A 25,353-nucleotide genomic window follows, 5' to 3' on the forward strand; every position below is an offset into this window, starting at 1 on the left:
ACCGGCGCGCGGGACCGTGCCGCTGTGCGGCTCCGCCGCGTGAGCGCGCCCGGCCGTGACGGGCCCGTTGCCGCCGGATCACAGGCGCCCTCGTCTCCTTGAGCGCCCACGGCCAAAGCAAGCGCCGCGATGCGGCAGAATTTTGGCCATGGGGATAGTCGCCGGGTTGGACAGCTCGCCCGATTTCACGCGCATCGTGGTCTGTGACGCGGACACGGGTGCCGTGCTCCGCCAGGGGTACGCCCCACATCCGGTCGACACGCCGGAAGGCGGCAGCACGCGTCCCAGTGACGTGGACCCGCAGGCCTGGCTGCTCTCCCTGGGCGAGGCCGCGGGGGGCGGCCTGCTGGAGGGCGTGCAGGCCATCGGCGTGTCCTCGCAGCAGAACGCGCTGATCCCGCTGGACGCGCAGGGCAACACCGTGCGTCCGGCGCTGGTCGGCGGCGACAAGCGGGCGCAGGTCGCGGCGGCCGACCTGGTCGACGCGCTGGGCGGCCGGGAGGCCTGGGCCCAGGCGGTCGGCTGTGTCCCGCAGGCCGCGCAGCCCGTGACCAAGCTGCGCTGGCTCGCGAAGAGCGAGCCGGAGAACGCGCTGCGCACGGCCGCCCTGCTCCAGGCCCACGACTGGCTGGTGTGGCAGCTGCTCGGGCGGCCCGTGCGCAGGACCACCGACCGCGGCGGGGCCTCCGGCACCGGGTACTGGTCCGCCGCCACCGGCGCCTACCGGCCCGACCTGATCGAGCTGGCGCTCGGCCACCAGGCGATGCTGCCCGAGGTGATCGGCCCCTCGGACGCGGCCGGTACGACCCCGGAGGGGCTGCTGATCTCCGCCGGGACCGGGGAGACCATGGCCGCCGCCTTCGGGCTCGGGATCGGGCTGGGGGACGCGGTCGTCTCGCTCGGGGCCTCCGGGTCCGTGATGGCCGTGCACCCGGAGGCGCTCGCCGACCAGTCCGGGATGATCACCTCGCTCGCCGACGCCACCGGCATGCACCTGCCGGTCGTCACCACCCTCAACGCCGTACGCACCCTGCGCGGCACCGCCGAGCTGCTCGGGCTGCCGGATCTGGAGAGCCTGTCCGACCTGGCGATGAAGTCCACGCCGGGAGCCCACGGGCTGGTCCTCCTCCCCTACCTGGAGGGGGAACGGACACCGCATCTGCCGCACACCGCGGGGACGCTCGCCGGGCTGCGGCGCGAGTCGATGAAGGCGGAGCATCTGGCGCGGGCCGCGTTCGAGGGCATGCTGTGCGGGCTCGCCGACGCGCTGGACGTGCTGCGCGGTCGGGGCGTGGACGTGCGGCGGATCTTCCTGCTCGGCCAGGCCGCCGAGCTGCCGGCCGTGCAGGCCGCCGCGCCCTCGCTGTTCGGTGCGCAGGTCGTCGTACCGCAGCCCGCCGACTACGCGGCGATCGGCGCCGCCCGGCAGGCCGCCTGGGCGCTCGGTGTGTCGCAGGGCACACTCGACCCGCGCACCCCGCCGGCCTGGCAGGGTGCGGCCGCGCAGGTTCTGGAGCCGGGTGACGACCTGGCCGTCGGACAGGCGGTGCGGCAGCAGTTCGTCTCCGTGCGGGAGCAGACCCACCCGGGAGCGTTCCGCGCCTGAACACCGAGCCGTTCCGCCCCACGAACACCGCGCCGCGGGGTTCACCGGTCGGCTTAATCGGTTGAGGTAACGCCGGTGGAGTGTCCGACGATAGGGGCCAAGGGCATATCGACCGGCCCCCACCGCCGACTCCGAGAGACGTAGCGTGCTCATACGACTTCTGCGGACCTATCTCAGGCCCTATAAGAAACCCATAGCCATCCTGGTGCTGCTGCAGTTCCTGCAGACTTGCGCCACCCTCTACCTGCCCACCCTGAACGCGCACATCATCGACAAGGGCGTCGTGAAGGGTGATACGGGTTACATCCTGTCCTTCGGTGGCCTGATGATCGGCATCTCGCTGGCGCAGGTCGTGTGCAACATCGGCGCCGTGTACTACGGCGCCCGGACCGCCTCCGCGCTCGGCCGGGACCTGCGCGCCGCCGTCTTCGACCGGGTGCAGTCCTTCTCCGCCCGTGAGGTGGGTCACTTCGGAGCACCCTCGCTCATCACCCGTACGACCAACGACGCACAGCAGGTCCAGATGCTGGTCCTGATGACGTTCACCCTGATGGTCTCGGCGCCCATCATGTGTGTCGGCGGGATCGTGCTGGCGCTCGGCCTGGACGTACCGCTGTCCGGGGTGCTCGTCGCGGTGGTGCCGGTGCTCGGCATCTCCGTGACGCTGATTGTGCGCCGGCTGCGGCCGCTGTTCCGGTCCATGCAGGTCCGCCTCGACACGGTGAACCGGGTGCTGCGCGAGCAGATCACCGGCAACCGGGTGATCCGCGCCTTCGTCCGGGACGAGTACGAGCAGGGCCGGTTCGGAAAGGCGAACGGCGACCTGACCGAGATGCAGCTGGCCACCGGCCGGATGCTCGCCCTGATGTTCCCGATCGTCATGACGACGGTGAACGTGTCGTCGATCGCGGTGGTCTGGTTCGGCGCCCACCGCATCAACAGCGGCGGGATGCAGATCGGTGATCTGACCGCGTTCCTCGCCTATCTGATGCAGATCGTCATGTCCGTGATGATGGCCACGTTCATGTTCATGATGGTGCCGCGCGCGGAGGTGTGCGCCGAGCGTGTCCAGGAGGTCCTCGGGACCGACTCCAGCGTGGTGCCGCCGCTCGCGCCGGTCGTCGAGCTGCGCCGGCACGGGCATCTGGAGATCCGGGCCGTGGGCTTCCGCTATCCGGGTGCCGAGGAGCCGGTGCTGAAGTCCATCGACCTGGTGGCCCGGCCGGGCGAGACGACCGCCGTGATCGGCTCGACCGGCAGCGGCAAGTCGACGCTGCTGGGGCTGGTCCCGCGGCTGTTCGACGCCACCGAGGGCGAGGTGCTGGTCGACGGCGTGGACGTCCAGGAGGTCGAGCCGCAGCTGCTCGCGAAGACGGTCGGGCTCGTGCCGCAGAAGCCGTACCTGTTCGCGGGCACGGTCGCGACCAACCTGCGCTACGGCAATCCGGACGCCACCGACGAGGAGTTGTGGCACGCGCTGGAGGTGGCGCAGGCCAAGGACTTCGTGCAGAAGCTGGAGGGCGGGCTGGACGCGCCGATCGCACAGGGCGGCACCAACGTCTCCGGCGGCCAGCGGCAGCGGCTCGCCATCGCCCGCACGCTGGTCCAGCGCCCGGAGATCTACCTCTTCGACGACTCCTTCTCGGCGCTCGACTACGCGACCGACGCGGCCCTGCGCTCCGCGCTCTCCCGGGAGACCGCCGAGGCCACCGTGGTGATCGTCGCCCAGCGGGTGGCGACCATCCGGGAGGCCGACCGGATCGTCGTGCTGGACGAGGGCCGGGTGGTCGGCTCCGGCCGGCACCACGAGCTGATGGAGACCAATGAGACGTACCGGGAGATCGTGCTCTCCCAGCTGACGGAAGCGGAGGCCGCCTGATGGCAGGGCCCATGGGACGCATGATGGCCGGGGGCGGCCCCGACCAGCGCTCGATGGACTTCAAGGCGTCGGGCAAACGGCTCGTCGCCCAGTTCAAACCGGAACGGCTCACCCTCTACGCCCTGCTGCTCTGCGTGGTCGTCAGCGTGGGCCTGAGCGTGATCGGCCCGAAGATCCTGGGCCGGGCGACCGACCTGATCTTCGGCGGCATCATCGGCAAGCGGATGCCCGCCGGGGCCACCAAGGAGCAGGTGCTCCAGTCGATGCGCGACCACGGCCAGGGCCAGATCGCGGACATGCTCAAGAGCACCGACTTCACCCCCGGCAAGGGCATCGACTTCGATGCCGTCGGGAACGTGCTGCTGCTCGCGCTCGGCACCTTCATGGTCGCCGGTCTGCTGATGGCGGTCGCCACCCGGCTGACCAACCGGGCCGTGAACCGCACGATGTACCGGCTGCGCGAGGACGTGCAGGGGAAGCTGTCGCGGCTGCCGCTGTCGTACTTCGACAAGCGCCAGCGCGGCGAGGTGCTCTCCCGGGCCACGAACGACATCGACAACATCGGGCAGACGCTCCAGCAGTCGATGGGCCAGCTGATCAACTCGGTGCTGACCATCATCGGCGTGCTCGTGATGATGTTCTACGTCTCCTGGCTGCTGGCGCTGGTGGCCCTGCTGACCGTGCCGCTGTCGTTCGTCGTCGCCACCCGGATCGGCAAGCGGTCGCAGCCGCACTTCGTGCAGCAGTGGCGCTCCACCGGCAAGCTCAACGCACACGTCGAGGAGATGTACACCGGGCACACCCTGGTCAAGGTGTTCGGACGGCAGGAGGAGTCGGCCCAGCAGTTCGCCGAGCAGAACGAGGCGCTGTACCAGGCCGCGTTCAAGGCGCAGTTCAACAGCGGTGTGATGCAGCCGCTGATGATGTTCGTGTCGAACCTCAACTACGTGCTGGTGGCCGTGGTCGGCGGTCTGCGGGTCGCGTCGGGCGCGCTGTCCATCGGTGACGTCCAGGCCTTCATCCAGTACTCGCGGCAGTTCTCGATGCCGCTGACGCAGGTCGCGTCGATGGCGAACCTGGTGCAGTCGGGCGTCGCCTCGGCCGAGCGGGTCTTCGAACTCCTGGACGCGGAGGAGCAGGAGGCGGATCCGGTACCGGGCGAGCGGCCGGCCGAGCTGCACGGGCGGGTGCGTCTGGAGCACGTCTCGTTCCGGTACGACCCGGAGAAGCCGCTGATCGAGGACCTCTCGCTGACGGTGGAGCCCGGGCAGACGGTGGCGATCGTCGGCCCGACCGGGGCGGGCAAGACCACGCTGGTCAACCTGCTGATGCGGTTCTACGACGTCTCCGGCGGGCACATCGCCCTCGACGGCGTGGACATCCGCAGGATGTCCCGGGACGAACTGCGGGCCGGGATCGGCATGGTGCTCCAGGACACCTGGCTGTTCGGCGGCACCATCGCGGAGAACATCGCGTACGGCGCCGCGCGCGAGGTCACCCCGGGCGAGATCGAGGAGGCGGCGCGGGCGGCTCACGCCGACCGGTTCATCCGCACCCTGCCCGAGGGCTACGACACCGTGATCGACGACGAGGGCACGGGGGTCAGCGCGGGTGAGAAGCAGCTCATCACCATCGCGCGGGCGTTCCTGTCCGACCCGACGATCCTGGTGCTGGACGAGGCGACCAGCTCCGTCGACACCCGTACCGAGGTGCTGATCCAGAAGGCGATGGCCAAACTCGCCGACGGGCGGACCTCGTTCGTCATCGCGCACCGGCTCTCCACCATCCGGGACGCGGACACGATCCTGGTGATGGAGAACGGCTCGATCGTCGAACAGGGCGCCCATGCGGAGCTGCTGGCGGCCGACGGGGCGTACGCCCGGCTGTACAAGGCGCAGTTCGCACAGGCAGTGGCCGAGGTGGACTGAACAACTGCCGTTGTCCGGTTGCGGGCGGGGTTCCCCCGCCCCCGAAGGGGCGCGGGGGAACTGCGCGACCAGCCCCCACACACCCGCAGCCGGCCAACACCCCCGCCCCGGAAGGGGCGCGGGGAACTGCGCGACCAGCCCCCACGCACCCGCAGCCGACGACGGCCCGCGGTGCCACGGCACCCCGGCGCGCAGCGCCATCGCGCACCCGGAGACCGGCTCAGTCCAGATACCCCCGCAGCTGGTCGGCGAAGGCATGGTCCCTGAGCTTGTTCAGCGTCTTGGACTCGATCTGCCGTATCCGCTCCCGGGTCACCCCGAACAGGCGCCCTATCTCCTCAAGGGTGCGCGGGCGGCCGTCGGCCAGTCCGTACCGGAGCTGGACGACCTTCCGCTCGCGTTCGCCGAGGGTGGAGAGCACGGCCTCCAGATGCTGCCGCAGCAGCAGGAAGGCGGCCGACTCGACGGGGCTCGCGGCATCGCCGTCCTCGATGAGGTCGCCGAGTGCCACGTCGTCCTCCTCGCCGACCGGGGCGTGCAGGGACACCGGCTCCTGGGCGAGCCGCAGCACCTCGCAGACGCGCTCGGGCGGCAGTTCGAGGTGGGCGGCGACCTCTTCGGGCGTCGGCTCGTACCCGCGTTCCTGGAGCATGCGGCGCTGGACGCGCACGACCCGGTTGATGAGTTCCACGACGTGCACGGGAACCCGGATGGTGCGGGCCTGGTCGGCCAGGGCGCGGGACATGGCCTGCCGGATCCACCAGGTGGCGTAGGTGGAGAACTTGTAGCCGCGGGCGTAGTCGAACTTCTCCACCGCCCGGATGAGCCCGAGGTTGCCTTCCTGGACCAGGTCGAGCATGGTCAGGCCGCGGCCGACGTACCGCTTGGCGACGGACACCACGAGCCGCAGGTTGGCCTCGATGAGACGGCGCTTGGCCATCCGGCCCATGACGACGAGCCGGTCCAGGTCGTGCGCGAGCCGGCTGTCCAGGTCCGGGGCGGTGCTCAGCTTCTCCTCGGCGAACAGCCCGGCCTCGACCCGGCGGGCGAGTTCGACCTCCTCGGCCGCGGTGAGCAGCGGAATGCGTCCGATCTCGCGCAGGTACTGGCGGAACAGGTCCGAGGAGGGGCTGCCGGTATCGGCCCGGGCGGCGGCCGGGACCTCGGCGGGCTCGGCGGCCTCCTCCTGCGTGCCGGGCTCCTCCGGTTCCTCCCTGAGCGCCCCGGCGGTCGGCTCCGCCGGTTCGCCGGCCGTACCGGTGAGCGCCTCCGGGGTCCCTGCCGCCGCCTCCGGGGTCGTCTCCGGATGGTGGGGGGCACGGCCCTGCGGGGGCACGGCCACGAGGACGTCGCTCTCGTCGTCCGCCTCGTCGGCGGCGGTGCTGGTGCTGCTGTCGGTCTGGGTGAGGGTCTGGGTCTGCACGGGGGCGACCTCCAGGATGATCGCTGCTCAAGGTGTGCGGCAGCGGTACTTCGGGAGCGGAGAGTCGACGGCCTGCGCTCCGAGGACTCGGGCACCGCCCCCAGTGTGGAGGAAGACACATCCCCGCCACGAGGGGCGTGCGGTGACTTTTTGCATCCGGCCCGTGACCGGCTGGTGACCTGCACCGCACATCCCGGCCGCCGCGCCCCGTCCGGTCTGCGAGGATCCCCGGGGTCCGGACCCCCGTACGAGACCCGTGCGACCGTGCACCGCGCGGCCCCCGCCCGGACGGACCGGCTGCGCGGCGCGGACCCCGTCGGGACGGACCGGCGGCGCGGCTGGGCGGACGGGCGGTGGCGCAGGTGTCCGACGGGTCGTCAGAGGGCGGTGGCGCCGTGCATCTTCAGTGCCTGGTCGTACTGCTGCAGAACCCACAGTTCGTTCCGCACGGCAGCCAACTGGGCCGGATCTCCGCCCACTTCCAAGCGTTTGACCGTGATCTGGATTTCCTGGATGCGTCGCTCCACAGCGCGTCGGCGGACGGTCACGAGCTGTTCGCCCGCGTAGTTCTCGTCCACCGTCCTGCGCATGATCGCCTCGACCGCGAGTTCGGTGACCATGGCCCGGACCATGTCGTCGGGGGCCGCCTCGCGGACGCGCACCAGGTACTCCTGGGCGTCCCGCATGCCGTTCTCCGCGCCGCCCGCGTCCAGGATGGCGTGGCGTACCGCGGCGTAGGGGGCGGCGGTGAACTCGTCCACGCCGTACGCGTCGAAGGCCGGGGAGACCAGTTCGGGGCGCTGGAGGGCGAGTTTGAGGAGTTCGCGCTCGGTGGCGTAGACGGGGTTGCGGAGCTGGAGCGCCGGACCGGACGTGGCGGGGCGGTGAGCGGCCTCGTACGACTGCGGACCGGTGGGGGCCGGGCCCTTGCCGCCGCGGTCGCGGGCCCAGCGGGCCAGCTGGGCCACCCGCTTGACCACGAACTGGGTGTCGAGGATGCCGAGCATGCCGGCCAGGTCGACGGCGACCTCGTGCTGGGCGCCGCTGTTCTTGATGCGGGCGACGATCGGGGCGGCCTCGTCCAGGGCGGCCGCACGGCCCGCGGGGGTGTCCAGGTCGTAGCGGACGACGATCTGGCGCAGCGCGAACTCGAAGAGCGGGGTGCGGGGTTCGACGAGGTCGGCGACCGCCTCGTCGCCCTTGGCCAGGCGCAGCTCGCAGGGGTCCATGCCGTCCGGGGCGATGGCGATGTACGTCTCGGCGGCGAACTTCTGGTCGTCCTCGAAGGCGCGCAGGGCCGCCTTCTGGCCGGCCGCGTCGCCGTCGAAGGTGAAGATCACGCGGGCCGAGCCGTTGTCCATGAGCAGACGGCGCAGGATCCTGATGTGCTCGCCGCCGAAGGCCGTGCCGCAGGTGGCGATGGCCGTGGTGACACCGGCGAGGTGGCAGGCCATGACGTCGGTGTAGCCCTCGACGACGACGGCCCGGCTGCTCTTGGCGATGTGCTGCTTGGCGAGGTCGATGCCGTAGAGGACCTGGCTCTTCTTGTAGATCGCCGTGTCGGGGGTGTTCAGGTACTTCGGGCCGTTGTCCGCCTCGTACAGCTTGCGGGCGCCGAAACCGACGACCTCGCCGCCGATGTCCCGGATGGGCCACATCAGCCGGCCCCGGAAGCGGTCGATGGGGCCGCGGCGGCCCTCCTGGGAGAGCCCGGAGAGGATCAGCTCCTTGTCCGTGAAGCCCTTGCCCCGCAGGTAGCGGGTGAGGTGGTCCCAGCCCTGGGGGCTGTAGCCGACGCCGAAGTGGACGGCGGCGGCCTGGTCGAAGCCGCGCTCGGCGAGGAAGACCCGGCCGGTCTCGGCCTCGGGGCCGGTGGCGAGCTGCTCGGCGTACCACTGGGCGGCGATCTTGTGCGCCTCGACCAGGCGGATGCGCTCGCCGCGCTGGTGGGCCGGGTTGTACCCGCCCTCCTCGTACCGCAGGGTGATGCCGGCCTGGGCGGCCAGCCGCTCCACCGCCTCCGAGAAGGAGAGGTGGTCCACCTTCATGACGAAGGTGATGGTGTCGCCGCCCTCCTGGCAGCCGAAGCAGTGGAAGAGTCCCTTGCTCGGGCTGACCTGGAAGGACGGCGATTTCTCGTCGTGGAAGGGGCACAGCCCCTTGAGGTTGCCGCCACCGGCGTTGCGCAGCTGGAGGTACTCGGAGACCACGGCGTCGATCGGGACCGCGTCCCGTACCGCCTTCACGTCCTCGTCGTTGATCCGTCCTGCCACGAGGTGATTCTACGGGGGCGGAAGGACATGACCGGGGCCACCGCGGCGCTCCGGAGGGGCCGCGGGGCTCTGTGCGGGACGCGGCTGCGCCGCGCGGGCGCGACCGGCCGCGGACGGCACGCGCCCGCGGAACGGCGGACCGGAAGGCTGACGCCTAGGCGACCAACGATTCCAGCGGCACATGGGGATCGGCCAGCGCGTCGAGGTCCACCGGCGCCGAGGTGCGGATCAGACGCTGGATCTGCTCTGTGACATCCCACACGTTCACGTTCATCCCGGCGAGGACGCGGCCTTCCTTCACCCAGAACGCGATGAACTCGCGCTTGCCCGCATCGCCCCGGATGACCACCTCGTCGTACGACCCCGGCGGCGCCCACCCGCTGTACTCCATCCCCAGGTCGTACTGGTCGGTGAAGAAGTAGGGCACGCGATCGTAGGTGACGTCCTGGCCGAGCATCGCGCGCGCGGCGGCCGGACCGCCGTTCAGGGCGTTCGCCCAGTGCTCCACCCGCAGCCGGGTGCCGAAGAGGGCGTGCGGGAAGGCGGCGACGTCACCGGCCGCGTGGATGTCGGGGTCGGACGTCCGCAGCCGTCCGTCCACGACGACACCGCCGCCCTGCGCCCGGTCGGCCAGCTCCAGCCCGGCGGCCTTCGCCAGGCCCGTGCGCGGTACCGCGCCGATCGCCGCCAGTACGTCGTGGGCCGGGTGCTCCTCGCCGTCGTCGGTACGGGCCGCGAGGACCATGCCGTCCTGGCCGACGATCTCGGTGAGCTGCACGCCGAAGCGGAAGCGGACCCCGTGGTCGCGGTGCAGCTCGGCGAAGACGTTGCCCAGCTCGGGTCCGAGGACGCCGTGCAGCGGGGTCGGCGCCGGCTCGATCACGGTGACCTCGGCGCCGTACGTACGGGCCGCCGCGGCGACCTCCAGGCCGATCCAGCCGGCGCCCGCGATGACGATGTGCCCGTTGTCCCGGCCGAGCGCGGTGAGGACGCCCTTGAGCCGCTCGGCGTGGGCGAGGCGGCGCAGGTGGTGGACGCCCGCCAGGCCGGTGCCGGGGATGTCCAGGCGGCGGGGCTCGGCACCGGTGGCCAGCAGCAGCTTGTCGTAGCGGACGAGGGTGCCGTCGTCGCCGAAGCGGACCGTCTTCGCCGTGCGGTCGATCCGGTCGACGGTCTGGCCGAGGTGCAGCTCGACGTCGTTCTGCGCGTACCAGGCGGGTTCGTGCACGAAGACGCTGTCGCGCTCCTCCTTGCCGAGCAGATAGCCCTTGGACAGCGGCGGTCGCTCGTACGGGTGGTCGCGCTCGTCGCAGATCAGTATCACCCGGCCGCTGAAGCCCTCCGCACGGAGCGTCTCGGCCGCCTTCGCGCCGGCGAGACCGCCTCCGACGATGACGAATGTCTGATCCGCGTCGACCACTTGATGCCTCCTCGTAAGGGTGTCGCCACAAGCGAGCGTCCCGCACGCAACGTGCTGCGGGAAGAGGGAGTGCCCCGATCAGGCCACCCCGGGTCACGTTCCCTTCACATATGCCCCGTCAGTCTCGCGTGCAGCGAGCGGGCGGCGGCGTCGGTCAGCGAGGCGATCTGGTCGACGATCACCCGCTTGCGCGCGTGATCGTCGGGCGCCGCGTCGAACAGCGCGCGGAACTGCGGGTCCAGACCGTCCGGCGCGCGTGCGGTGAGCGCCTCGGCCAGTTCGGCGACGACCACCCGCTGGTCGGCGCGCAGCCGCTCCTGCTCGGCGCGCTGCATGACGTACCGGTCGGCGACCGCCTTGAGCACCGCGCACTCCAGGCGGGTCTCGTGGGGTACGACGAGTTCGGCACCGTAGCGGGTGAGCCGGCCGTGGCCGTACGCGGCCCGGGTGGCGCTCTCGGCGGCCAGGCAGAACCGGCCGATGAGCTGGCTGGTGGCGTCCTTGAGGCGGGCCTGGGCTGCCGCCGTGCCGTCGTAGCCGTGCGGCCACCACTCCTCGTCCTGGAGGCGGTCCAGGGCCGCGGCGAGTTCGGCCGGGTCGGTGCCGAGGGGGACGTACCGGCCGACGGCCACCTCGAAGACCGCCTGCCGCTCGGGGTCCGCGTGCAGGCAGTTGGGGTCGATGTGGCCGGCGTGCAGGCCGTCCTCGACGTCGTGCACCGAGTAGGCCACGTCGTCCGCCCAGTCCATGACCTGGGCCTCGAAGCAGGTGCTGGTGCCGGGGGCGGACTTGCGGACCCAGTCGAACACCGGGCGGTCGTCCTCGTACACACCGAACTTCCGGGACGCCGGGTCGGTGGGGTGGTCGCCTCGCGGCCAGGGGTACTTGGTGGCGGCGTCGAGGGCGGCGCGGGTGAGGTTGAGGCCGACGGAGCCTTCGGGGGTGAAGCGCTTGGGCTCGATGCGGGTGAGGAGTCTGAGGGACTGGGCGTTGCCCTCGAAGCCGCCGCAGTCGTCGGCGAATTCGTTCAGCGCCTGTTCGCCGTTGTGTCCGAAGGGCGGGTGGCCGAGGTCGTGGGAGAGACAGGCCGCTTCGACCAGGTCGGGGTCGCAGCCGAGGGCCGCGCCCAGCTCGCGGCCGACCTGCGCGCACTCCAGGGAGTGGGTCAGCCGCGTCCGTGGACTGGCGTCCCAGGCCTGGCTGCGGGTTCCCGGGGTGACGACCTGGGTCTTGCCCGCGAGGCGGCGCAGGGCCGCGGAGTGGAGGATCCGGGCGCGGTCGCGCTGGAAGGCGGTGCGGCCGGGGCGTTTGTCGGGTTCGGGGGCCCAGCGTTCTACCGACGTCGGGTCGTAGGCGTTCTCAGGTGTGGTGCCTTCCATGATTCGACAGTAGGCGCCCGCAGTGACAATTGGGTGGTGCCGGGCGCCCGATCGTCTGTCGAGTGCTGTTTTCGGACGCGTGCGGGCGGTGTGCGGCGGCCCGTCGCGGCGGCGCGGCGGAGCCGCACGGGGACACCGCCCCGCTCCCCTAGGCGGCCTCCGTGGAGCGTGCTGACAGGCTCCGGTCGTAGCGGTGCAGGATCAGGCGGGCCATCGCCTCGTGGGCTCCCAGCGGAGCCGAGACGGTCCAAGGGGCCTCCTGCGCGCACTGCGTCGCAAAACGCCCCGGAGCGGTGAAGCAGGAGGCGATCGCCACTCTGCGGCGGCCCCCGGCCGCCAGGACGCGCAACGCCGTCGCGACCGTCGGGGTCGCCGCCGAGGCGTACGCGGGGAGCACCGGGACGCCCAGGCGCTCGGCCAGGAGGCGGGCCGTGGCGCGGGTGTCGGCGGCCGAGTCGGGGTCGCGGGAGCCGGCCGTCGCGAGGACGACCGCGCTGGTGCGGCGGGCGGTGTCGTCCAGGGTCGTGGGCCAGCCGGACTCGACCAGACGGGCGTGCAGGGCCTGGGCGAGGAGCGGGTGGGGGCCGAGCGGGGCGGCCACGCGCACGCGCGCCGGTGATGCGGCGGCCAGCTCGGGGATGTCCCGCTTGACGTGGTAACCCCGGCCGAGGAGCAGCGGGACGAGGACGGCGGGGGTGTCGCCGAGGGCGGCGAGGGTGTCGGGGAGCAGGGGCTCGTTCAGCTCGATGTGGCCCAGGCGCAGCGGAAGGGCGGGGCGCAGCCGCCGTACCAGGTCCATCAGGGCCCGTACGGTGTCCAGCGCCCGCGGGTCGCGGCTGCCGTGGGCGACCAGGACCAGGGCGGGCGGGGCCGGACGGCGGCGGCCGGGGGGCGGGACGAGCCGGAGCCGGCCGGCGAGCCGGCTGCTGATGCTGTTCATGAGCTGCGCCGTGCTGTCGAGGTGGATGAGGGGCTCGTCGCGAGGAGGGTTCGACGCCGTCATGGAAGGATCCTGACGGCGGGAGGTTGCGCCGCCGTTGCGGCGCCGTCACGGGTATTTTCCGTGGGTTCACGTCGCACGGATGCACGATGTGAGGCGAAACCGGATCGTCGTCCTCGGCGTCCTCAAAGATCGGAACCGATCCATGGGGGACCGCATGAAGATCCGTCGACCGCGGCTGCCGCGCACCCGCAAGGGGCAGCGGCGGCTGGTGCAGGCCGTGATGGCCGGATGTGTGCTGGCACTGCTGCCGTCCGCCTGGCTGTTCGTGTCGACGGCGGACCGGCTGCGGACGACGGCCGACGCGCCGCGCACCGAGGTCGCCGTCGTCTTCGGGGCCGGGCTGTGGCAGGGGGAGCCGTCGCCGTACCTCGCGCACCGGCTGGACGCGGCGGCGAAGCTGTACCGGGCGGGCAGGATCAAGGTCGTGCTCGTCACCGGGGACAACAGCCGCAAGGACTACGACGAGCCGGACGCCATGCGTGCCTACCTGAAGAAGCACGGGGTGCCGGACGCGCGGATCGTCAGCGACTACGCCGGTTTCGACACCTGGGACTCCTGCGTGCGGGCCCGGAAGATCTTCGGAGTGCACCGGGCCGTACTGATCAGCCAGGGCTTCCACATCCGGCGGGCGGTGGCGCTGTGCGAGGCGGCCGGGGTGGATTCGTACGGGGTCGGAGTGGACGCGAAACACGATGCGACCTGGTACTACGGCGGCACCCGCGAGGTGTTCGCGGCGGGCAAGGCGGTGCTGGACGCGGTGTTCCATCCGGCCCCCACGTTCCTCGGGCCCCAGGAGCCCGGGGTGGCCCGGGCGCTCGCCGGCGGAAACTGACCACGCCTCACGATGCCCGCTCCCGGCGCCGGTACGTGCGCATGCGCCGGGGCCTGGGACCACAGGAGGAGCCGGGTTCCGTCCGTGGGACGCCGCCGGGGCCGGCGGGGCTCGCGTAGCTTCGGGGTATGTCCGACACCGAGCAGTTCGACCTCGACGCCTACCTGGAGCGCATCGGATGGGAGGGCGGCAGGCGGGCCGATACGGCGACCTTGCGGGGCGTGCACCTGGCGCACGCCCTGTCCTTCCCGTTCGAGAACCTGGACCCCGTGTCCGGCAGGGCTCCGTCGCTCGCTCCCGCCGACCTGGTGGCCAAGCTGGTCCGCAGCCGGCGCGGCGGCTACTGCTACGAGCAGAACACCCTGCTCAGGCTGGCACTCCAGGCACTCGGTTTCGGGGTGACGGGCCTGGCCGGACGAGTGGTGCTGGGGGCCGAGACCGTGGAGAGCCGGCCGCGGACGCACATGATGCTGCGGGTGGAGGTGCCCGGTGACCCGCAGCCGTATCTGGCGGACGTCGGGTTCGGGGCGGCCGGCGCGCTGCTGCAGCCGGTGCCGCTGACGGCCGGCGTGGAGTACGAGGGCGGCGGGCGCCGGCACCGGCTCGTGCACCTGCCGCACGGCGGGCCGCTGGAGCTGTGGGCGCTGCAGGCGTACGACCGGGACGCGCGGGACTTCGTGAGCCAGTACGCGTTCACGCTGGAGCCGTTCACCGCGCCCGACTTCGAGGTGTTCAACTGGCATGTCGGCACCAACCCCCGCTCTCCCTTCACCCAGCGCCCCTACCTCCAGCGGACCACCCCCGACCGCCATCTCGCCCTCGACGGCGCCCGGCTGGTCGAGACGCGTGCCGACGGCACGGTGACCGAGCGCAAGCTCGCCGGGGAGGCGGAGGCGCGGCGCGTGGTGGAGGAGGAGTTCGGGATCGCCGTGCCCGAGGGGTTCAGGCTGCTGGGCTGATTCAGCGGCGGGCCAGCCAGTCGCCGCCCTCGATCAGCCGTCCCCGGGCCCGCAGCCGGACGGCGACGCCGGGGGCGGCGAGGTACACCCAGGCCCGTACGGCGGTGCCGTCGGTGCGTACGACGTACCGGGCGACACGCTCGTAGAGGTTGCGCGGGTCGCCGGGGACGTACTCCTCCAGCCGGTCCAGTTCGGTGAGCAACGGGCCGTACGTCTGCGGGAGTGCGGTGACCAGTTCGCCGCTGACCGGTCCTGCCCCGGGTTCCTCGACGGCGTACGGATAGCCGGGGCCGTCGTAGAGCACCGCACCCGGAAGGCGGCCGGGCTGCTCGGTCCGGACGCGGCCGCGCAGGAGCAGGTCGTGGTTCGCCTCGCCGGGGCGGAGGGTGCCGTAGACGAAGAAGGGCAGCGGCTCTCGGGGCTCCGGAGTGATCACAGAAACGATTCTTCACCCCCGCCGGCCCCTCACACATCCCCATGCACATCTCCATGTCACTGCTATGGACATGACATGTGAGGCGTTCTTAAATCGCTGGCGGCATCAGCGCCACCCCCACGCCTCCAAGGCGCCTCCCCCAAGGAGACAGATGAGCCGGATACGTCAGCATGTCCGAGGATCCCGTCGTCTCGCCACCGCCGGCGTCGCCGCCACCACCGCCGCCCTGCTCGCCGCCGCGCTCTCCCCCGCCGCCCACGCCGACGGCAGACCGACTCGGGCCGGAGCCGTCGAGAACGCCGCGTCCGCCCTCGTGGCACACGCCGCGAGCCTCGGTCTGACCGCCGTCCAGGGCACGAGCGTCCGGGACGTGATCGTGGACAAGGACGGCACCCAGCACGTCCGCTACGACCGCACCTACCACCGACTCCCGGTGCTCGGCGGCGACTTCGTGGTCCACCTGGCACCGAACGGCTCCTACCGCAGCGCCGACCGGGCGACGAGAAACCTCATATCCCTGTCCTCGGTCGTCCCCGCGGTGCCGGGCCCCAAGGCCGCCGACCTCGCGGTGAACGCCCTGCGCGCCGCCAACCTCGGCGAGACCCTGAGGAAGGTCAAGGCCAAGCCGGAACTGGTGGTCGACGCGCTGCACGGCACCCCGAAGCTGGCCTGGCGCACCAACGCCGTCGGCCAGGACTCGCTCGGCAACCCGGTCGCCCGGACGGTGCTGACCGACGCCCGCACCGGCGCCCAGATCGACGCCTGGGACAGCATCGAGACGGCCGCCGGCGACGGCCAGTCGCTCTACGGCGGCACCGTTCCGCTGGAGACGACCCAGTCCGGGTCGTCGTACCAGCTGAAGGACCCGACCCGCGGCAACACCTACACCGGTGACGCGGAGAACAAGACCGACCTGTGCTTCTTCGGCATCTGCTTCGTCCGGGCCCCCGCGACCCTGTTCACGGACGCCGACAACCACTGGGGCACGGGCAGCAACGCCGACCGCTCCTCGGCCGCCGTCGACGCCCAGTACGGCACCGACGAGACCTGGGACTACTACAAGAACGTCCACGGCCGCAGCGGCATCGCCGGGGACGGCAAGGGCTCGTACAACCGCGTCCACTACGGCAGCAACTACAACAACGCCTTCTGGGACGACAGTTGCTTCTGCATGACGTACGGCGACGGTGACGGCACGACGTTCGGGCCGCTGGTCGCGCTGGACGTGGCCGGCCACGAGATGAGCCACGGGGTCACCTCCAAGACGGCCGCGCTGGCCTACACGGGCGAGTCCGGCGGGCTCAACGAGGCCACCTCGGACATCCTCGGCACGATGGTCGAGTGGTACGCGAACAACCCCTCCGACCCCGGTGACTACCTCATCGGCGAGGAGATCGTCCGCCCCGGCTTCGGCAAGCCCGCCCTCCGCTTCATGGACAAGCCCTCCAAGGACGGTAACTCCGCCGACTACTGGAGCTCGTCGGTCGGGAACCTCGACGTCCACTACTCGTCGGGCGTCGCCAACCACTTCGCGTACCTGCTCGCGGAGGGCAGCGGCGCGAAGACCATCAACGGGGTCAGCTACGACTCGCCGACCTACAACGGCTCGACGGTCACCGGCATCGGCCGGGACAAGCTCGGCAAGATCTGGTACCGGGCGCTGACCGTCTACATGACGTCCTCCACGAACTACAAGGCCGCCCGGACGGCCACCCTGAACGCGGCCAAGGACCTCTACGGCGCGGGCAGCACGGAGTACAACGCGGTGGCCGCGGCATGGAGCGCAGTGAACGTCAACTGACCCTGTTCCAAAGGGGTTTCGCGGCCGTCCCGGCCATCTGGCCGGGGCGGCCGCACGGGGGCACGGGGGAACGGCCCGGCGCCAGGCTCGTCGGCACGGCACGAACCCGTACGGGCTCCCCCCTCAGGGCGGTGACGAGGGAGTACGACGCAAGGCCGGCGCTCCGTGGAGTGCCGGCCTTGCGCCGTGCGAGGCGCGGGGCAGGTCAGGCGGCCGGCTCCGGCTGCTGCTCCGACGGGGGCTCCTCCACCTGGTCCGCCTGGTCCACCTGGTCCACCTGGTTCGCCTGGTTCGCCTGTTCCGGGCGCTCCGGCTTGGCGTCCCGCATCACCAGCGTGGCCAGGACCGCCGCCGCCAGGACGCCCACGGCGCTGACCGTGAAGGTGGTGGACATCGACGAGGTGAAGGCCTCGCGGGCCGCCCGGGCGAGGGCCGGGTGGGCCGTGGTGACCGCTCCGGCGATGGACTGGCGGGCCTGGGCGGGAGCGTCGGCGGGCATCCGGTCCGTGTAACCGCTGGTGAGCAGTGAGCCGAGGATCGCGATACCGAGGGCGGTGCCGGACTGCTGGATGGTGTCGTTCAGGGCCGAGCCGACGCCCGCCTTCTCCGGCGGGATCGTGCCCATCAGCGCGCCGACCGCCGCCGGCATGGCCGCACCGGCACCGAGGCCGAGCAGCCCCAGGGCGATCGCCGGCACGGTGAAGCCGGAGTCGGCGTCGACGGTGGTGAGCAGGGCGAAGCAGGCCACCATGATCAGCATGCCGGTCAGGATCACGAAGCGGTCGCCGATCTTCGCGGCCAGCTTCACGCCCGCCGTGTTGCCGATGATCGCGGTGACGGCCAGCGGCAGGAAGGCCAGGCCCGCCTTGATGGGCGAGTAGCCGAGGACGAACTGCAGGTACTGGGTGAGGACCAGCAGCAGACCGCCGTTGCCGATCTGGACCAGGGCCAGGGAGAGCGAACCGCCGCTGAAGTTGCGGTGCTTGAAGAGGACCAGCGGGACCATCGGGGACGTGGTGACGTTCTCCCAGACCACGAAGCCGGCGAGGGCGACGACCGCGACCGTCAGACCGACCAGGGAACGGCCGCCGAAGGCACCGTGCTGCGGAATCTCGATGATCCACCAGACCAGCGCGGTCATCCCGGCCGCGGACAGCACCGCACCCAGCGGGTCGGACTTCTGCCACGGCGCCTTCGACTCGGGCATGAGGGTCACACCCGCGATGACGGCCAGCGCGACGACCGGGACGTTGAGGAAGAAGATCGAGTGCCAGGAGAAGTGGTCGATGAGCACTCCGCCCAGCACCGGGCTGCCCACCAGGCCGAGCATCGACACCGACCCCCAGGCCGCCATCGCCTTGCCGCGCTCCTCCTCGTCGAAGACGGTGATGAGGATGGAGAGGGTGGACGGCATGATCAGCGCCCCGCCGACGCCCATCGCGATCCGCAGGGCGATGACCTGGCCCGGGTCCGCGGCGAACGTCCCCGCCAGTGAGGCGGCGCCGAAGAGCAGCAGGCCGATCAGCATCACCTTCCGGCGGCCGAAGCGGTCCCCGAGGCTGCCGGAGGTGAGCAGCAGGCCGGCGAAGACCAGGACGTAGGAGTCGAGGATCCACTGGACGTCCTGGGCGCTCGCGCCGAGGTCCTCGGTCATCGAGGGCACCGCCACGGTGAGCGCCATGCTGTCGATCACCAGGACCAGTGTGCTCAGGCACAGCACGACGAGGATCCACCAGCGACGTGGGTTGCGGGTTTCCATCGGGGTTTTCCTTTCGGCTGCACCGGACTGTGCACACTGGAGACCAAGGATGCGAACGGTGTTCCGGTGATGCGAACACCGTTCCTTGTCCTGCGAACACTGTACGCATGGCGGAACAGTGTGCGCAACCCTTGTTCGCTGTACGCTGGCTGCGCACGATGTACGCACCGAACGCCCCTGAAAACCCCGAGGAGCGCCATGGCCGCCGACGCGAGGCCGAAGCCGACACCGAAGCCGGGATCGACACCGAAGCCGAAGCCGACACCGAAGCCGGGATCGACACCGGAGCCGAAGCCGGGATCGACGCCTGAGCCGAACCCCATCCCCTCCGTGTGGGCGCGCCGGCAGCCCGCGCCGGATCAGCCGGCGCTCAGCCGGGACGCGATCGTGCGCGAGGCGATCGCCATGCTGGACTCGGACGGCATCGAGGCGCTGAGCATGCGCAAGCTCGCCGCCCGCCTGAACGCCGGCGCGACCTCCCTCTACCGGCACGTCGCCACCAAGGACGAGCTGATGGAGCTGGCCGTGGACGAGGTCGCCGCCGAGATCCACGTACCTCCCGCCGACAGCCCCGACTGGCGGGCCGCCGTCATCGAGGCGGCGGCCTCCTTCCGCGCGACGGCACTGCGGCACCCGTGGGTGTCCTCGGTGCTCGGCCAGGCCGGCCTCGCTTACCTCGGCCCGAACCTCATGGCCTTCTCCGAGCGGCTCGCCGCGCTCTTCACGGCGATCGGCTTCCCCGAGCCCAACGGCGCTATCGACGCGGTGCTGTCCTACACGATCGGCATGAGCACCACCGAGGCCGCATGGCTCACCACGGTCGCCCGCTCCGGCGAGACCGAGGCCGGCTTCATCGCCCGGCTGCTGCCCGCCGCCCAGCAGGCCGCGGCGGCCCACGACCATCTCGCCGACCCCTACGTCGAGGCCGGCGCGGCGGCCGAGGACCCCGCCGAGTTCCGCGAGGCCAAGTTCCGGTACGCCCTGGAGGTCGTCCTCGACGGACTGTCCCTGCGACTGCCGCAGTAGTCCCGGGTCCCTCGTCCCGGATCAGCCCGATCCGGCGCGTTTCCCGATCCTCGGGACGGCGCCGGCCCGGCGACGGACCGCCGGGCGGACGGGACGAGGTGGCCGAACTCGGCGCCGCCGTCGACAGGATGGCCGCGCCCCTGCAACGGCGGCGGGAGGCGGAGCAGCGGTTCACCGCGGACGTGACGCACGAACTGCGCACGCCATGCAGGCCACGTATGCCTTGAACGCCGCGCACAGCACGCAGGCCCACGCATGCCTTGAACGCCACGCGCACCACGCAAGCCGCGTATGCCTTGAACGCCACGCACACCGCGTATGCCGCGGTCACCCGTTCACCGGTGGCCGCCCCTCCATTCGTGTTGTCTTCGGCGGTCCCCTCCCGCACGCCCCATGACCAGCCGTAACGCGACGCCGCTACGCCGTGTGGGGGTCGTGGACGCCACCCGTTCACCACGTTCCTGACGTTGTTTCAGCAAGCGGTACGGCCCGAGTGCCACTTACCTCGGTAGGGCAGGGGACGCGCCCCCTGAACGAGTCGGATCAACGAGTCGGACAAGCTCTGGGGAGCACCATGCGACACACCGCCCGCCTGCTGACCGGTACCGCACTCGCCGTGGCCACGGCGGGTCTCGCCGCGGCACCGGCCTACGGCGGCAGCACCGGCATCCTGCAGGTGTATCCGTCGACCACGGTGCCGGGCAGTCAGGTCACGGTGAACACGGCGGCGTGCGGGCAGAAGGGCACGGCGCTCGGGGACGCCGGCGCGGTCGGCGCCGGGACCTTCCCGCTGGCGCCCAGCACGCACGAGGGCGAGGCGATCGGCCAGTTCCGGGTGCCGCCGAGCGCGCAGCCGGGGACGTACGAGATCGTCGCCAAGTGCGCGGAGGGCACCCAGCAGGTCGCGGGGGACCTGGTGGTGTCGTTGAACGCGGTGCACGAGCAGGTGCAGCCGCGAGGAAGCGTGAAGACGGGGGTCGGCGGCGCACTCGGCTCCGACCCCGCACAGACCGCGGCGGGTGTGACGGCGCTGGCCGTCGCCGCCGCGGGCGGTACCTGGCTCCTGCATCGCCGGGCGAGAGGCGACGGGATCTGACGGACACCCTCCGCTGTCCGTCCGCCGGTACCGCACAGCCCCGCCCCCTCCGGGTCCGACGCCCCTCGCGGCCCGGAGGGGGCAGGGGATCAGCTCGTCAGAGACCAGCCGTGGTCCGTCTCGGGGACCCGCCCGGGTCCCACCTCGCGGGAGTCCGTCTCCGGGAGAGGGGTTCGTATGCGCAGGATCGGGGACACCGCGATAGCCGCCGTCACCGTCGTCGCCCTCGGCTCGGGGGTGTGGCTGCTCGGCGCCGGCTCCGGGACGCACGCCCCGCCGCAGCCGTCGGCCGCGGAGGGCCGGCCCGAGCCCGGCGAGGAACGGCTCGCGTCCCCCGCGCTGGAACCGTCGCCGCCCACCCGTATCCGCATCCCCGCGATCCGCGTGAACGCCCCGCTGATGGGCCTCGCCCTCACCCGCGCCGGAAGCCTGGACGTGCCGCCCGCCAAGGAGAAGAACCTCGCCGGCTGGTACGAGGCCGGCACGATGCCCGGCGAGACCGGCACCGCGATCGTCGCGGGCCATGTCGACAACACCGAGGGCCCGGCCGTCTTCTACGACCTCGGTGCCCTGAAGCGGGGCGCCGTCATCGAGGTCGACCGCCGGGACGGCTCCGTGGCCGTGTTCACGGTGGACGCGGTGGAGGTGTACGCGGCCCGGAACTTCCCCGACGAGAAGGTGTACGGCGCGGCCGAGCGCCCCGAGCTGCGGGTCATCACCTGCGGCGGCGGCTATTCGAAGGCCACGGGCTACCAGGGCAACGTGGTGGTCTTCGCGCACCTCACCGGCGGCCGCTGAGCCTCGGTGCGCCGTCGTCTCCCCCGAGCCCAGCCCTGCCCAGCCCTGCCCATCCCTGCCCAGCCCATCCCTGCCCAGCCTGGCCCTGCCCTGCCCATCCCTGCCCAGCCCGGCCCTGCCCTGCCCAGCCCTGAAGAGTCCTGCCGAGCCCTGAAGCGCGCCGAAGCGCCCTGAAGCGCTTTTGCGAAACCGCGCCTCACAGCCCTCTCCGGCGCTCGCCCAGGACCCTCACACCCCCGGCCCGCCCCTGCTGAGGGCAGCGTTCCCCATGAGAAACAGGGGTGATGCGGCCGGGTAACGTCGGAGCCGCACGCTGCGGTGCATGACCTCGAATGCGTGTGTGGTGGTGATCGGCGCCGGCCCAAGGCCTCGCCGCCCCGGCCCTCGAACAGGCCGACACCCTCGCCGCGTTCCTCCCGGGCGGCGCGAACGCCCGCTGCACCGGCACCCGCTCCCCGGCCCGGCCGGCCCTCACCGGTCCCGGCTCCCCCTCCGGCCTCGCCGCGTTCGGTGAGACCGGGGCCCGCCCCGGCGACGACGTAGTGCGGCTCGCCGACGCGCCCCCAGAGCCACTCCCCGCCGCCGGCCCCCGCTCCACCCGCTCCACCTGCTCCACCTGCTCCATCTGCTCCACCTGCTCCACCTGCTCCACCTGCTCCACCTGCTCCACCTGCTCCACCTGCTCCACCTGCTCCACCTGCTCACCAACGACGGAGGCTCCTGATGTCCACGACCGCACCTGTGGGGGACCGGCCCCGCCCCACGATCGTGCTCGTCGGCCACGGCATGGTCGGCCAGCGCTTCCTCGAAGCGCTCGCCGGGCGCGGCCTGACCGCCACGCACCGCGTGGTCGTCCTGTGCGAGGAACCGCGTCCGGCCTACGACCGCGTGCAGCTCACCTCGTACTTCTCCGGCCGGACCCCTGAGGAACTGTCCCTGACGGACCGGGAGTTCATCGCCGCGCACGGCATCGAGCTGCTTGTGGGCGACCCGGCGGAGGCGATCGACCGCGGCGCGCGCACCGTGACGGCCCGTTCCGGCCTGACCGTCGGCTACGACGTCCTCGTCCTCGCCACCGGCTCCTACCCGTTCGTGCCGCCGGTGCCGGGCAAGGACGCCGAGGGCTGCTTCGTCTACCGCACCATCGAGGACCTGCTCGCGATCGAGGCGTACGCGAAGTCGGGGGCCACGACGGGTGCGGTGGTCGGCGGCGGCCTGCTCGGCCTGGAGGCCGCGGGCGCGCTGAAGGGTCTCGGACTCGACGCGCACATCGTGGAGTTCGCGCCCCGGCTGATGCCGGTGCAGGTGGACGAGGGCGGCGGCGCCGCGCTGCTGCGCACCATCGAGGACATGGGCCTGACCGTGCACACGGGCGTGGGCACGCAGGAGATCGTGGTCGGCCCGGACGGTGCCGTCACCGGCATGAAGCTCTCCGACGGATCCGGACTCGCCTCCGACATGGTGGTGTTCAGCGCCGGGGTCCGCCCCCGTGACCAGCTGGCCCGCGAGGCGGGCCTGGCGGTCGGCGAGCGCGGCGGCATCACCGTCGACGAGCAGTGCCGTACGGTCACCGATCCGCAGGTGTTCGCGATCGGCGAGTGCGCGCTGGCGGCGGACGGCCGGGTGTACGGCCTGGTCGCGCCCGGCTACGAGCAGGCGGAGACGGCAGCCGCGACCATCGCCGCGGACGAGGCGTCCTTCACCGGCGCCGACCTGTCGACCAAGCTGAAGCTGCTGGGCGTCGACGTGGCCTCCTTCGGTGACGCGCACGGCACGGCCGAGGGCTGCCTGGACGTCGTCTACTCCGACTCCCGCGCGGGCCTGTACAAGAAGCTGGTCATCGGCCGGGACGGCACGCTGCTCGGCGGCGTCCTGGTCGGCGACGCGGAGGCGTACGGCATCCTGCGCGCGCTGACGGGGTCGGTGCCGCCGGTCCCGCCCGAGTCCCTGGTGCTGCCCGCCGGGGCCGGCGCGGGGGCCCGGCTCGGCCCGTCCGCGCTGCCGGACGAGGCGATCGTCTGCTCCTGCCACAACGTCAGCAAGGGAACGATCCGCGGCGCGGTCACCGAGCACCGGTGCACCACCGTGCCCGAGGTCAAGAAGTGCACCAGGGCCGGTACCGGCTGCGGGAGCTGTGTGAAGGTGCTCGGCCAGCTGGTCACCGCCGAGCTGGAGGCGTCCGGCATCGAGGTCGACAAGGGCCTGTGCGGATGCTTCGCGCAGACCCGCGAGGAGCTGTACGAGATCGTCCTGGCCCTGCGCATCACCTCGTACCAGGAGCTGCTGGACCGCTACGGGCGCGAGGACGCCCGGGGCGGCGAGGGCTGCGAGGTCTGCAAGCCGGCCGTGGCCTCGGTCATCGCCTCGCTCGCCCCGGCGATCGGCGCGAGCGGTTACGTCCTCGACGGCGAGCAGGCGGCCCTGCAGGACACCAACGACCACTTCCTCGCCAACCTGCAGAAGAACGGCTCGTACTCGGTCGTGCCGCGCATCCCGGGCGGGGAGATCGCGCCCGAGAAGCTGATCGTGATCGGCGAGATCGCCCGGGACTTCGGCCTCTACACGAAGATCACCGGAGGCCAGCGGATCGACATGTTCGGGGCGCGCGTGGAACAGCTCCCGCTGATCTGGGCCCGCCTGGTGGACGCGGGCTTCGAGTCCGGGCACGCCTACGGCAAGTCGCTGCGCACGGTGAAGTCCTGCGTCGGGCAGACCTGGTGCCGCTACGGCGTCCAGGACTCGGTCCGCATGGCGATCGACCTGGAGCTGCGCTACCGGGGGCTCAGGTCGCCCCACAAGCTCAAGTCCGCCGTCTCCGGCTGCGCCCGCGAGTGCGCGGAGGCCCAGTCGAAGGACTTCGGCGTCATCGCCACCGCAGGCGGCTGGAACCTTTACGTCGGCGGCAACGGCGGCGCCACCCCGCGCCATGCGGACCTGCTGGCCCAGGACCTCTCCGACGCCGGACTGGTCCGCCTGATCGACCGGTTCCTGATGTTCTACATCCGCACCGCCGACCGGCTGGAGCGCACCTCGGCCTGGCTGGAGCGGATTCCGGGCGGCCTGGACCATGTGCGCGAGGTGGTCGTGGAGGACTCCCTCGGCATCTGCGGGGAGCTGGAGTCCCTGATGGCCGCGCACGTCGCGCACTACCGCGACGAGTGGGCCGAGACCATCGAAGACCCCGAGAAGCTGGCCCGGTTCGTGTCCTTCGTGAACGCCCCGGACACCCCGGACCCGGTGGTCGCCTTCGTCCCCGAGCGCGGCCAGATGAAGCCCGACCTGCCGCTGCTCGCCATCGGCCGCCGCCCCCTGGAAGACGCACTGGAAGGAAGCGCCCAGCGATGACCCTGGCACCCGAGACGACCGGTCTGAAGGTCCAGCTCCGGCTGGCGGACGGCTGGTTCACGGTCTGCGACCTGAGCCGGCTGCTCCCCGGCCGGGGCCTGGCGGCGCTGCTGCCCGACGGCCGCCAGGCCGCCCTCTTCCGCGACCGGAACGGCACCCTGTACGCGATCGACAACCGCGACCCGTTCGGCGGCGCGGCCGTCCTCTCCCGGGGCCTGACCGGCACCCTGCAGGGCCGGCCGTTCGTGGCGTCCCCGCTGCTCAAGCAGCGCTTCGACCTGGAGACCGGGCAGTGCCTGGACGACGGGTCGGTACGCATCGCCACGTACGGGGTGCGGACCGCGTGACAGCCGGCCTCGGCCGGCCGACCTCGATCGACTGATCCCGACC

Annotated in this window: 18 protein-coding genes and 1 pseudogene; 12 read left to right on the plus strand and 7 right to left on the minus strand. The window is 71.9% G+C overall.

Translation table 11 applies throughout. From position 1 onward, the window contains the following. Window positions 1–148: 148 nt before the first annotated feature. The 3 genes from ACZ7P3_RS07950 to ACZ7P3_RS07960 all read left to right on the plus strand — a co-directional run bounded on the left by ACZ7P3_RS07950 (window position 149) and on the right by ACZ7P3_RS07960 (window position 5,413). Window positions 149–1,606, plus strand: a complete 1,458-nt coding sequence (locus tag ACZ7P3_RS07950; protein ID WP_472079772.1) for a xylulokinase — start codon at window positions 149–151, stop codon at window positions 1,604–1,606. A 145-nt stretch (window positions 1,607–1,751) separates the two neighbouring features. Then, window positions 1,752–3,485 carry an ABC transporter ATP-binding protein gene (locus tag ACZ7P3_RS07955; protein ID WP_472079774.1) on the plus strand — a complete coding sequence of 578 codons (1,734 nt, stop codon included), beginning with the start codon at window positions 1,752–1,754 and terminating at the stop codon, window positions 3,483–3,485. Beyond that, entirely contained in the window at window positions 3,485–5,413 is a 1,929-nt protein-coding gene (locus tag ACZ7P3_RS07960) for an ABC transporter ATP-binding protein (protein WP_472079775.1), read from the plus strand. Before ACZ7P3_RS07955 ends, ACZ7P3_RS07960 begins: the two co-directional genes overlap by 1 nt. A 220-nt stretch (window positions 5,414–5,633) precedes the next feature. Here ACZ7P3_RS07960 and ACZ7P3_RS07965 read toward each other — a convergent pair. The 5 genes and pseudogenes from ACZ7P3_RS07965 to ACZ7P3_RS07985 form a co-directional block, all read right to left on the minus strand. Next, window positions 5,634–6,957, minus strand: a pseudogene (locus ACZ7P3_RS07965) (RNA polymerase sigma factor). A 256-nt stretch (window positions 6,958–7,213) separates the two neighbouring features. Beyond that, a complete protein-coding gene (dnaG, locus tag ACZ7P3_RS07970; RefSeq protein ID WP_472079777.1) occupies window positions 7,214–9,109 on the minus strand; it encodes a DNA primase in 1,896 nt (631 codons plus the stop codon). A gap of 154 nt (window positions 9,110–9,263) precedes the next feature. After that, window positions 9,264–10,529, minus strand: a complete 1,266-nt coding sequence (locus ACZ7P3_RS07975; RefSeq protein WP_472079779.1) for an NAD(P)/FAD-dependent oxidoreductase — start codon at window positions 10,527–10,529, stop codon at window positions 9,264–9,266. A gap of 104 nt (window positions 10,530–10,633) precedes the next feature. After that, window positions 10,634–11,908: a deoxyguanosinetriphosphate triphosphohydrolase gene (locus ACZ7P3_RS07980; RefSeq protein WP_472079781.1), complete on the minus strand. Its 1,275-nt coding sequence runs from the start codon at window positions 11,906–11,908 to the stop codon at window positions 10,634–10,636. A 148-nt stretch (window positions 11,909–12,056) separates the two neighbouring features. Continuing rightward, complete coding sequence (locus ACZ7P3_RS07985; protein WP_472079783.1) at window positions 12,057–12,911, minus strand: sirohydrochlorin chelatase; 855 nt, start codon at window positions 12,909–12,911, stop codon at window positions 12,057–12,059. Between the two features lie 154 nt (window positions 12,912–13,065). Here ACZ7P3_RS07985 and ACZ7P3_RS07990 point away from each other — a divergent pair, with 154 nt between their 5' ends. Beyond that, window positions 13,066–13,743, plus strand: a complete 678-nt coding sequence (locus tag ACZ7P3_RS07990; RefSeq protein ID WP_472079785.1) for a SanA/YdcF family protein — start codon at window positions 13,066–13,068, stop codon at window positions 13,741–13,743. 128 nt (window positions 13,744–13,871) lie between these two features. Continuing rightward, on the plus strand, window positions 13,872–14,702 hold the full coding sequence (locus ACZ7P3_RS07995) for an arylamine N-acetyltransferase family protein (RefSeq protein WP_472079787.1): 831 nt from the start codon (window positions 13,872–13,874) through the stop codon (window positions 14,700–14,702). Between the two features lies 1 nt (window position 14,703). Here ACZ7P3_RS07995 and ACZ7P3_RS08000 read toward each other — a convergent pair whose 3' ends face one another. Then, window positions 14,704–15,138: a gamma-glutamylcyclotransferase family protein gene (locus ACZ7P3_RS08000; RefSeq protein ID WP_472079789.1), complete on the minus strand. Its 435-nt coding sequence runs from the start codon at window positions 15,136–15,138 to the stop codon at window positions 14,704–14,706. A 151-nt stretch (window positions 15,139–15,289) separates the two neighbouring features. Here ACZ7P3_RS08000 and ACZ7P3_RS08005 point away from each other — a divergent pair, with 151 nt between their 5' ends. Continuing rightward, window positions 15,290–16,939 (plus strand): M4 family metallopeptidase, encoded by a 1,650-nt coding sequence (locus tag ACZ7P3_RS08005; protein WP_472079791.1) that lies wholly within the window; start codon window positions 15,290–15,292, stop codon window positions 16,937–16,939. Between the two features lie 205 nt (window positions 16,940–17,144). Here the strand turns inward: ACZ7P3_RS08005 and ACZ7P3_RS08010 are convergent, their stop codons facing one another. After that, a complete protein-coding gene (locus ACZ7P3_RS08010; protein WP_472079793.1) occupies window positions 17,145–18,698 on the minus strand; it encodes an MFS transporter in 1,554 nt (517 codons plus the stop codon). A gap of 107 nt (window positions 18,699–18,805) precedes the next feature. Here ACZ7P3_RS08010 and ACZ7P3_RS08015 point away from each other — a divergent pair, with 107 nt between their 5' ends. The 6 genes from ACZ7P3_RS08015 to nirD all read left to right on the plus strand — a co-directional run bounded on the left by ACZ7P3_RS08015 (window position 18,806) and on the right by nirD (window position 25,310). Next, window positions 18,806–19,009 carry a hypothetical protein gene (locus tag ACZ7P3_RS08015; protein WP_472079795.1) on the plus strand — a complete coding sequence of 68 codons (204 nt, stop codon included), beginning with the start codon at window positions 18,806–18,808 and terminating at the stop codon, window positions 19,007–19,009. Between the two features lie 10 nt (window positions 19,010–19,019). Then, window positions 19,020–19,724, plus strand: coding sequence for a TetR/AcrR family transcriptional regulator (locus tag ACZ7P3_RS08020; RefSeq protein ID WP_472080307.1), 705 nt, complete (start codon window positions 19,020–19,022; stop codon window positions 19,722–19,724). Window positions 19,725–20,298: 574 nt separating this feature from the next. Then, the gene (locus tag ACZ7P3_RS08025) at window positions 20,299–20,820 is read left to right on the plus strand and encodes a hypothetical protein (protein WP_472079797.1); all 522 of its coding nucleotides are present in this window, start codon (window positions 20,299–20,301) and stop codon (window positions 20,818–20,820) included. A gap of 177 nt (window positions 20,821–20,997) precedes the next feature. Beyond that, window positions 20,998–21,618 carry a class F sortase gene (locus tag ACZ7P3_RS08030; protein WP_472079799.1) on the plus strand — a complete coding sequence of 207 codons (621 nt, stop codon included), beginning with the start codon at window positions 20,998–21,000 and terminating at the stop codon, window positions 21,616–21,618. 723 nt (window positions 21,619–22,341) lie between these two features. Further along, complete coding sequence (nirB, locus tag ACZ7P3_RS08035) at window positions 22,342–24,963, plus strand: nitrite reductase large subunit NirB (protein ID WP_472079801.1); 2,622 nt, start codon at window positions 22,342–22,344, stop codon at window positions 24,961–24,963. Beyond that, complete coding sequence (gene nirD / locus ACZ7P3_RS08040; protein ID WP_472079803.1) at window positions 24,960–25,310, plus strand: nitrite reductase small subunit NirD; 351 nt, start codon at window positions 24,960–24,962, stop codon at window positions 25,308–25,310. The genes nirB and nirD overlap by 4 nt, the downstream gene beginning before the upstream one ends. Window positions 25,311–25,353: the final 43 nt, after the last annotated feature.

The sequence above is a fragment of the Streptomyces sp. NPDC107581 genome (assembly GCF_055657175.1).

What these genes read in the sequence shown, in the direction of transcription:
- nirD (WP_472079803.1), top strand. Translation starts at nt 24,960, where the DNA reads ATGACCCTGGCACCCGAGACGACCGGTCTGAAGGTCCAGCTCCGGCTG.
- ACZ7P3_RS08015 (WP_472079795.1), top strand. Translation starts at nt 18,806, where the DNA reads ATGGCGGAACAGTGTGCGCAACCCTTGTTCGCTGTACGCTGGCTGCGC.
- ACZ7P3_RS07960 (WP_472079775.1), top strand. Translation starts at nt 3,485, where the DNA reads ATGGCAGGGCCCATGGGACGCATGATGGCCGGGGGCGGCCCCGACCAG.
- ACZ7P3_RS08010 (WP_472079793.1), bottom strand. Translation starts at nt 18,698, where the DNA reads ATGGAAACCCGCAACCCACGTCGCTGGTGGATCCTCGTCGTGCTGTGC.
- nirB (WP_472079801.1), top strand. Translation starts at nt 22,342, where the DNA reads ATGTCCACGACCGCACCTGTGGGGGACCGGCCCCGCCCCACGATCGTG.
- ACZ7P3_RS08030 (WP_472079799.1), top strand. Translation starts at nt 20,998, where the DNA reads ATGCGCAGGATCGGGGACACCGCGATAGCCGCCGTCACCGTCGTCGCC.
- ACZ7P3_RS08025 (WP_472079797.1), top strand. Translation starts at nt 20,299, where the DNA reads ATGCGACACACCGCCCGCCTGCTGACCGGTACCGCACTCGCCGTGGCC.
- ACZ7P3_RS07950 (WP_472079772.1), top strand. Translation starts at nt 149, where the DNA reads ATGGGGATAGTCGCCGGGTTGGACAGCTCGCCCGATTTCACGCGCATC.
- ACZ7P3_RS07995 (WP_472079787.1), top strand. Translation starts at nt 13,872, where the DNA reads ATGTCCGACACCGAGCAGTTCGACCTCGACGCCTACCTGGAGCGCATC.
- ACZ7P3_RS08005 (WP_472079791.1), top strand. Translation starts at nt 15,290, where the DNA reads ATGAGCCGGATACGTCAGCATGTCCGAGGATCCCGTCGTCTCGCCACC.
- ACZ7P3_RS07990 (WP_472079785.1), top strand. Translation starts at nt 13,066, where the DNA reads ATGAAGATCCGTCGACCGCGGCTGCCGCGCACCCGCAAGGGGCAGCGG.
- ACZ7P3_RS07985 (WP_472079783.1), bottom strand. Translation starts at nt 12,911, where the DNA reads ATGACGGCGTCGAACCCTCCTCGCGACGAGCCCCTCATCCACCTCGAC.
- ACZ7P3_RS07980 (WP_472079781.1), bottom strand. Translation starts at nt 11,908, where the DNA reads ATGGAAGGCACCACACCTGAGAACGCCTACGACCCGACGTCGGTAGAA.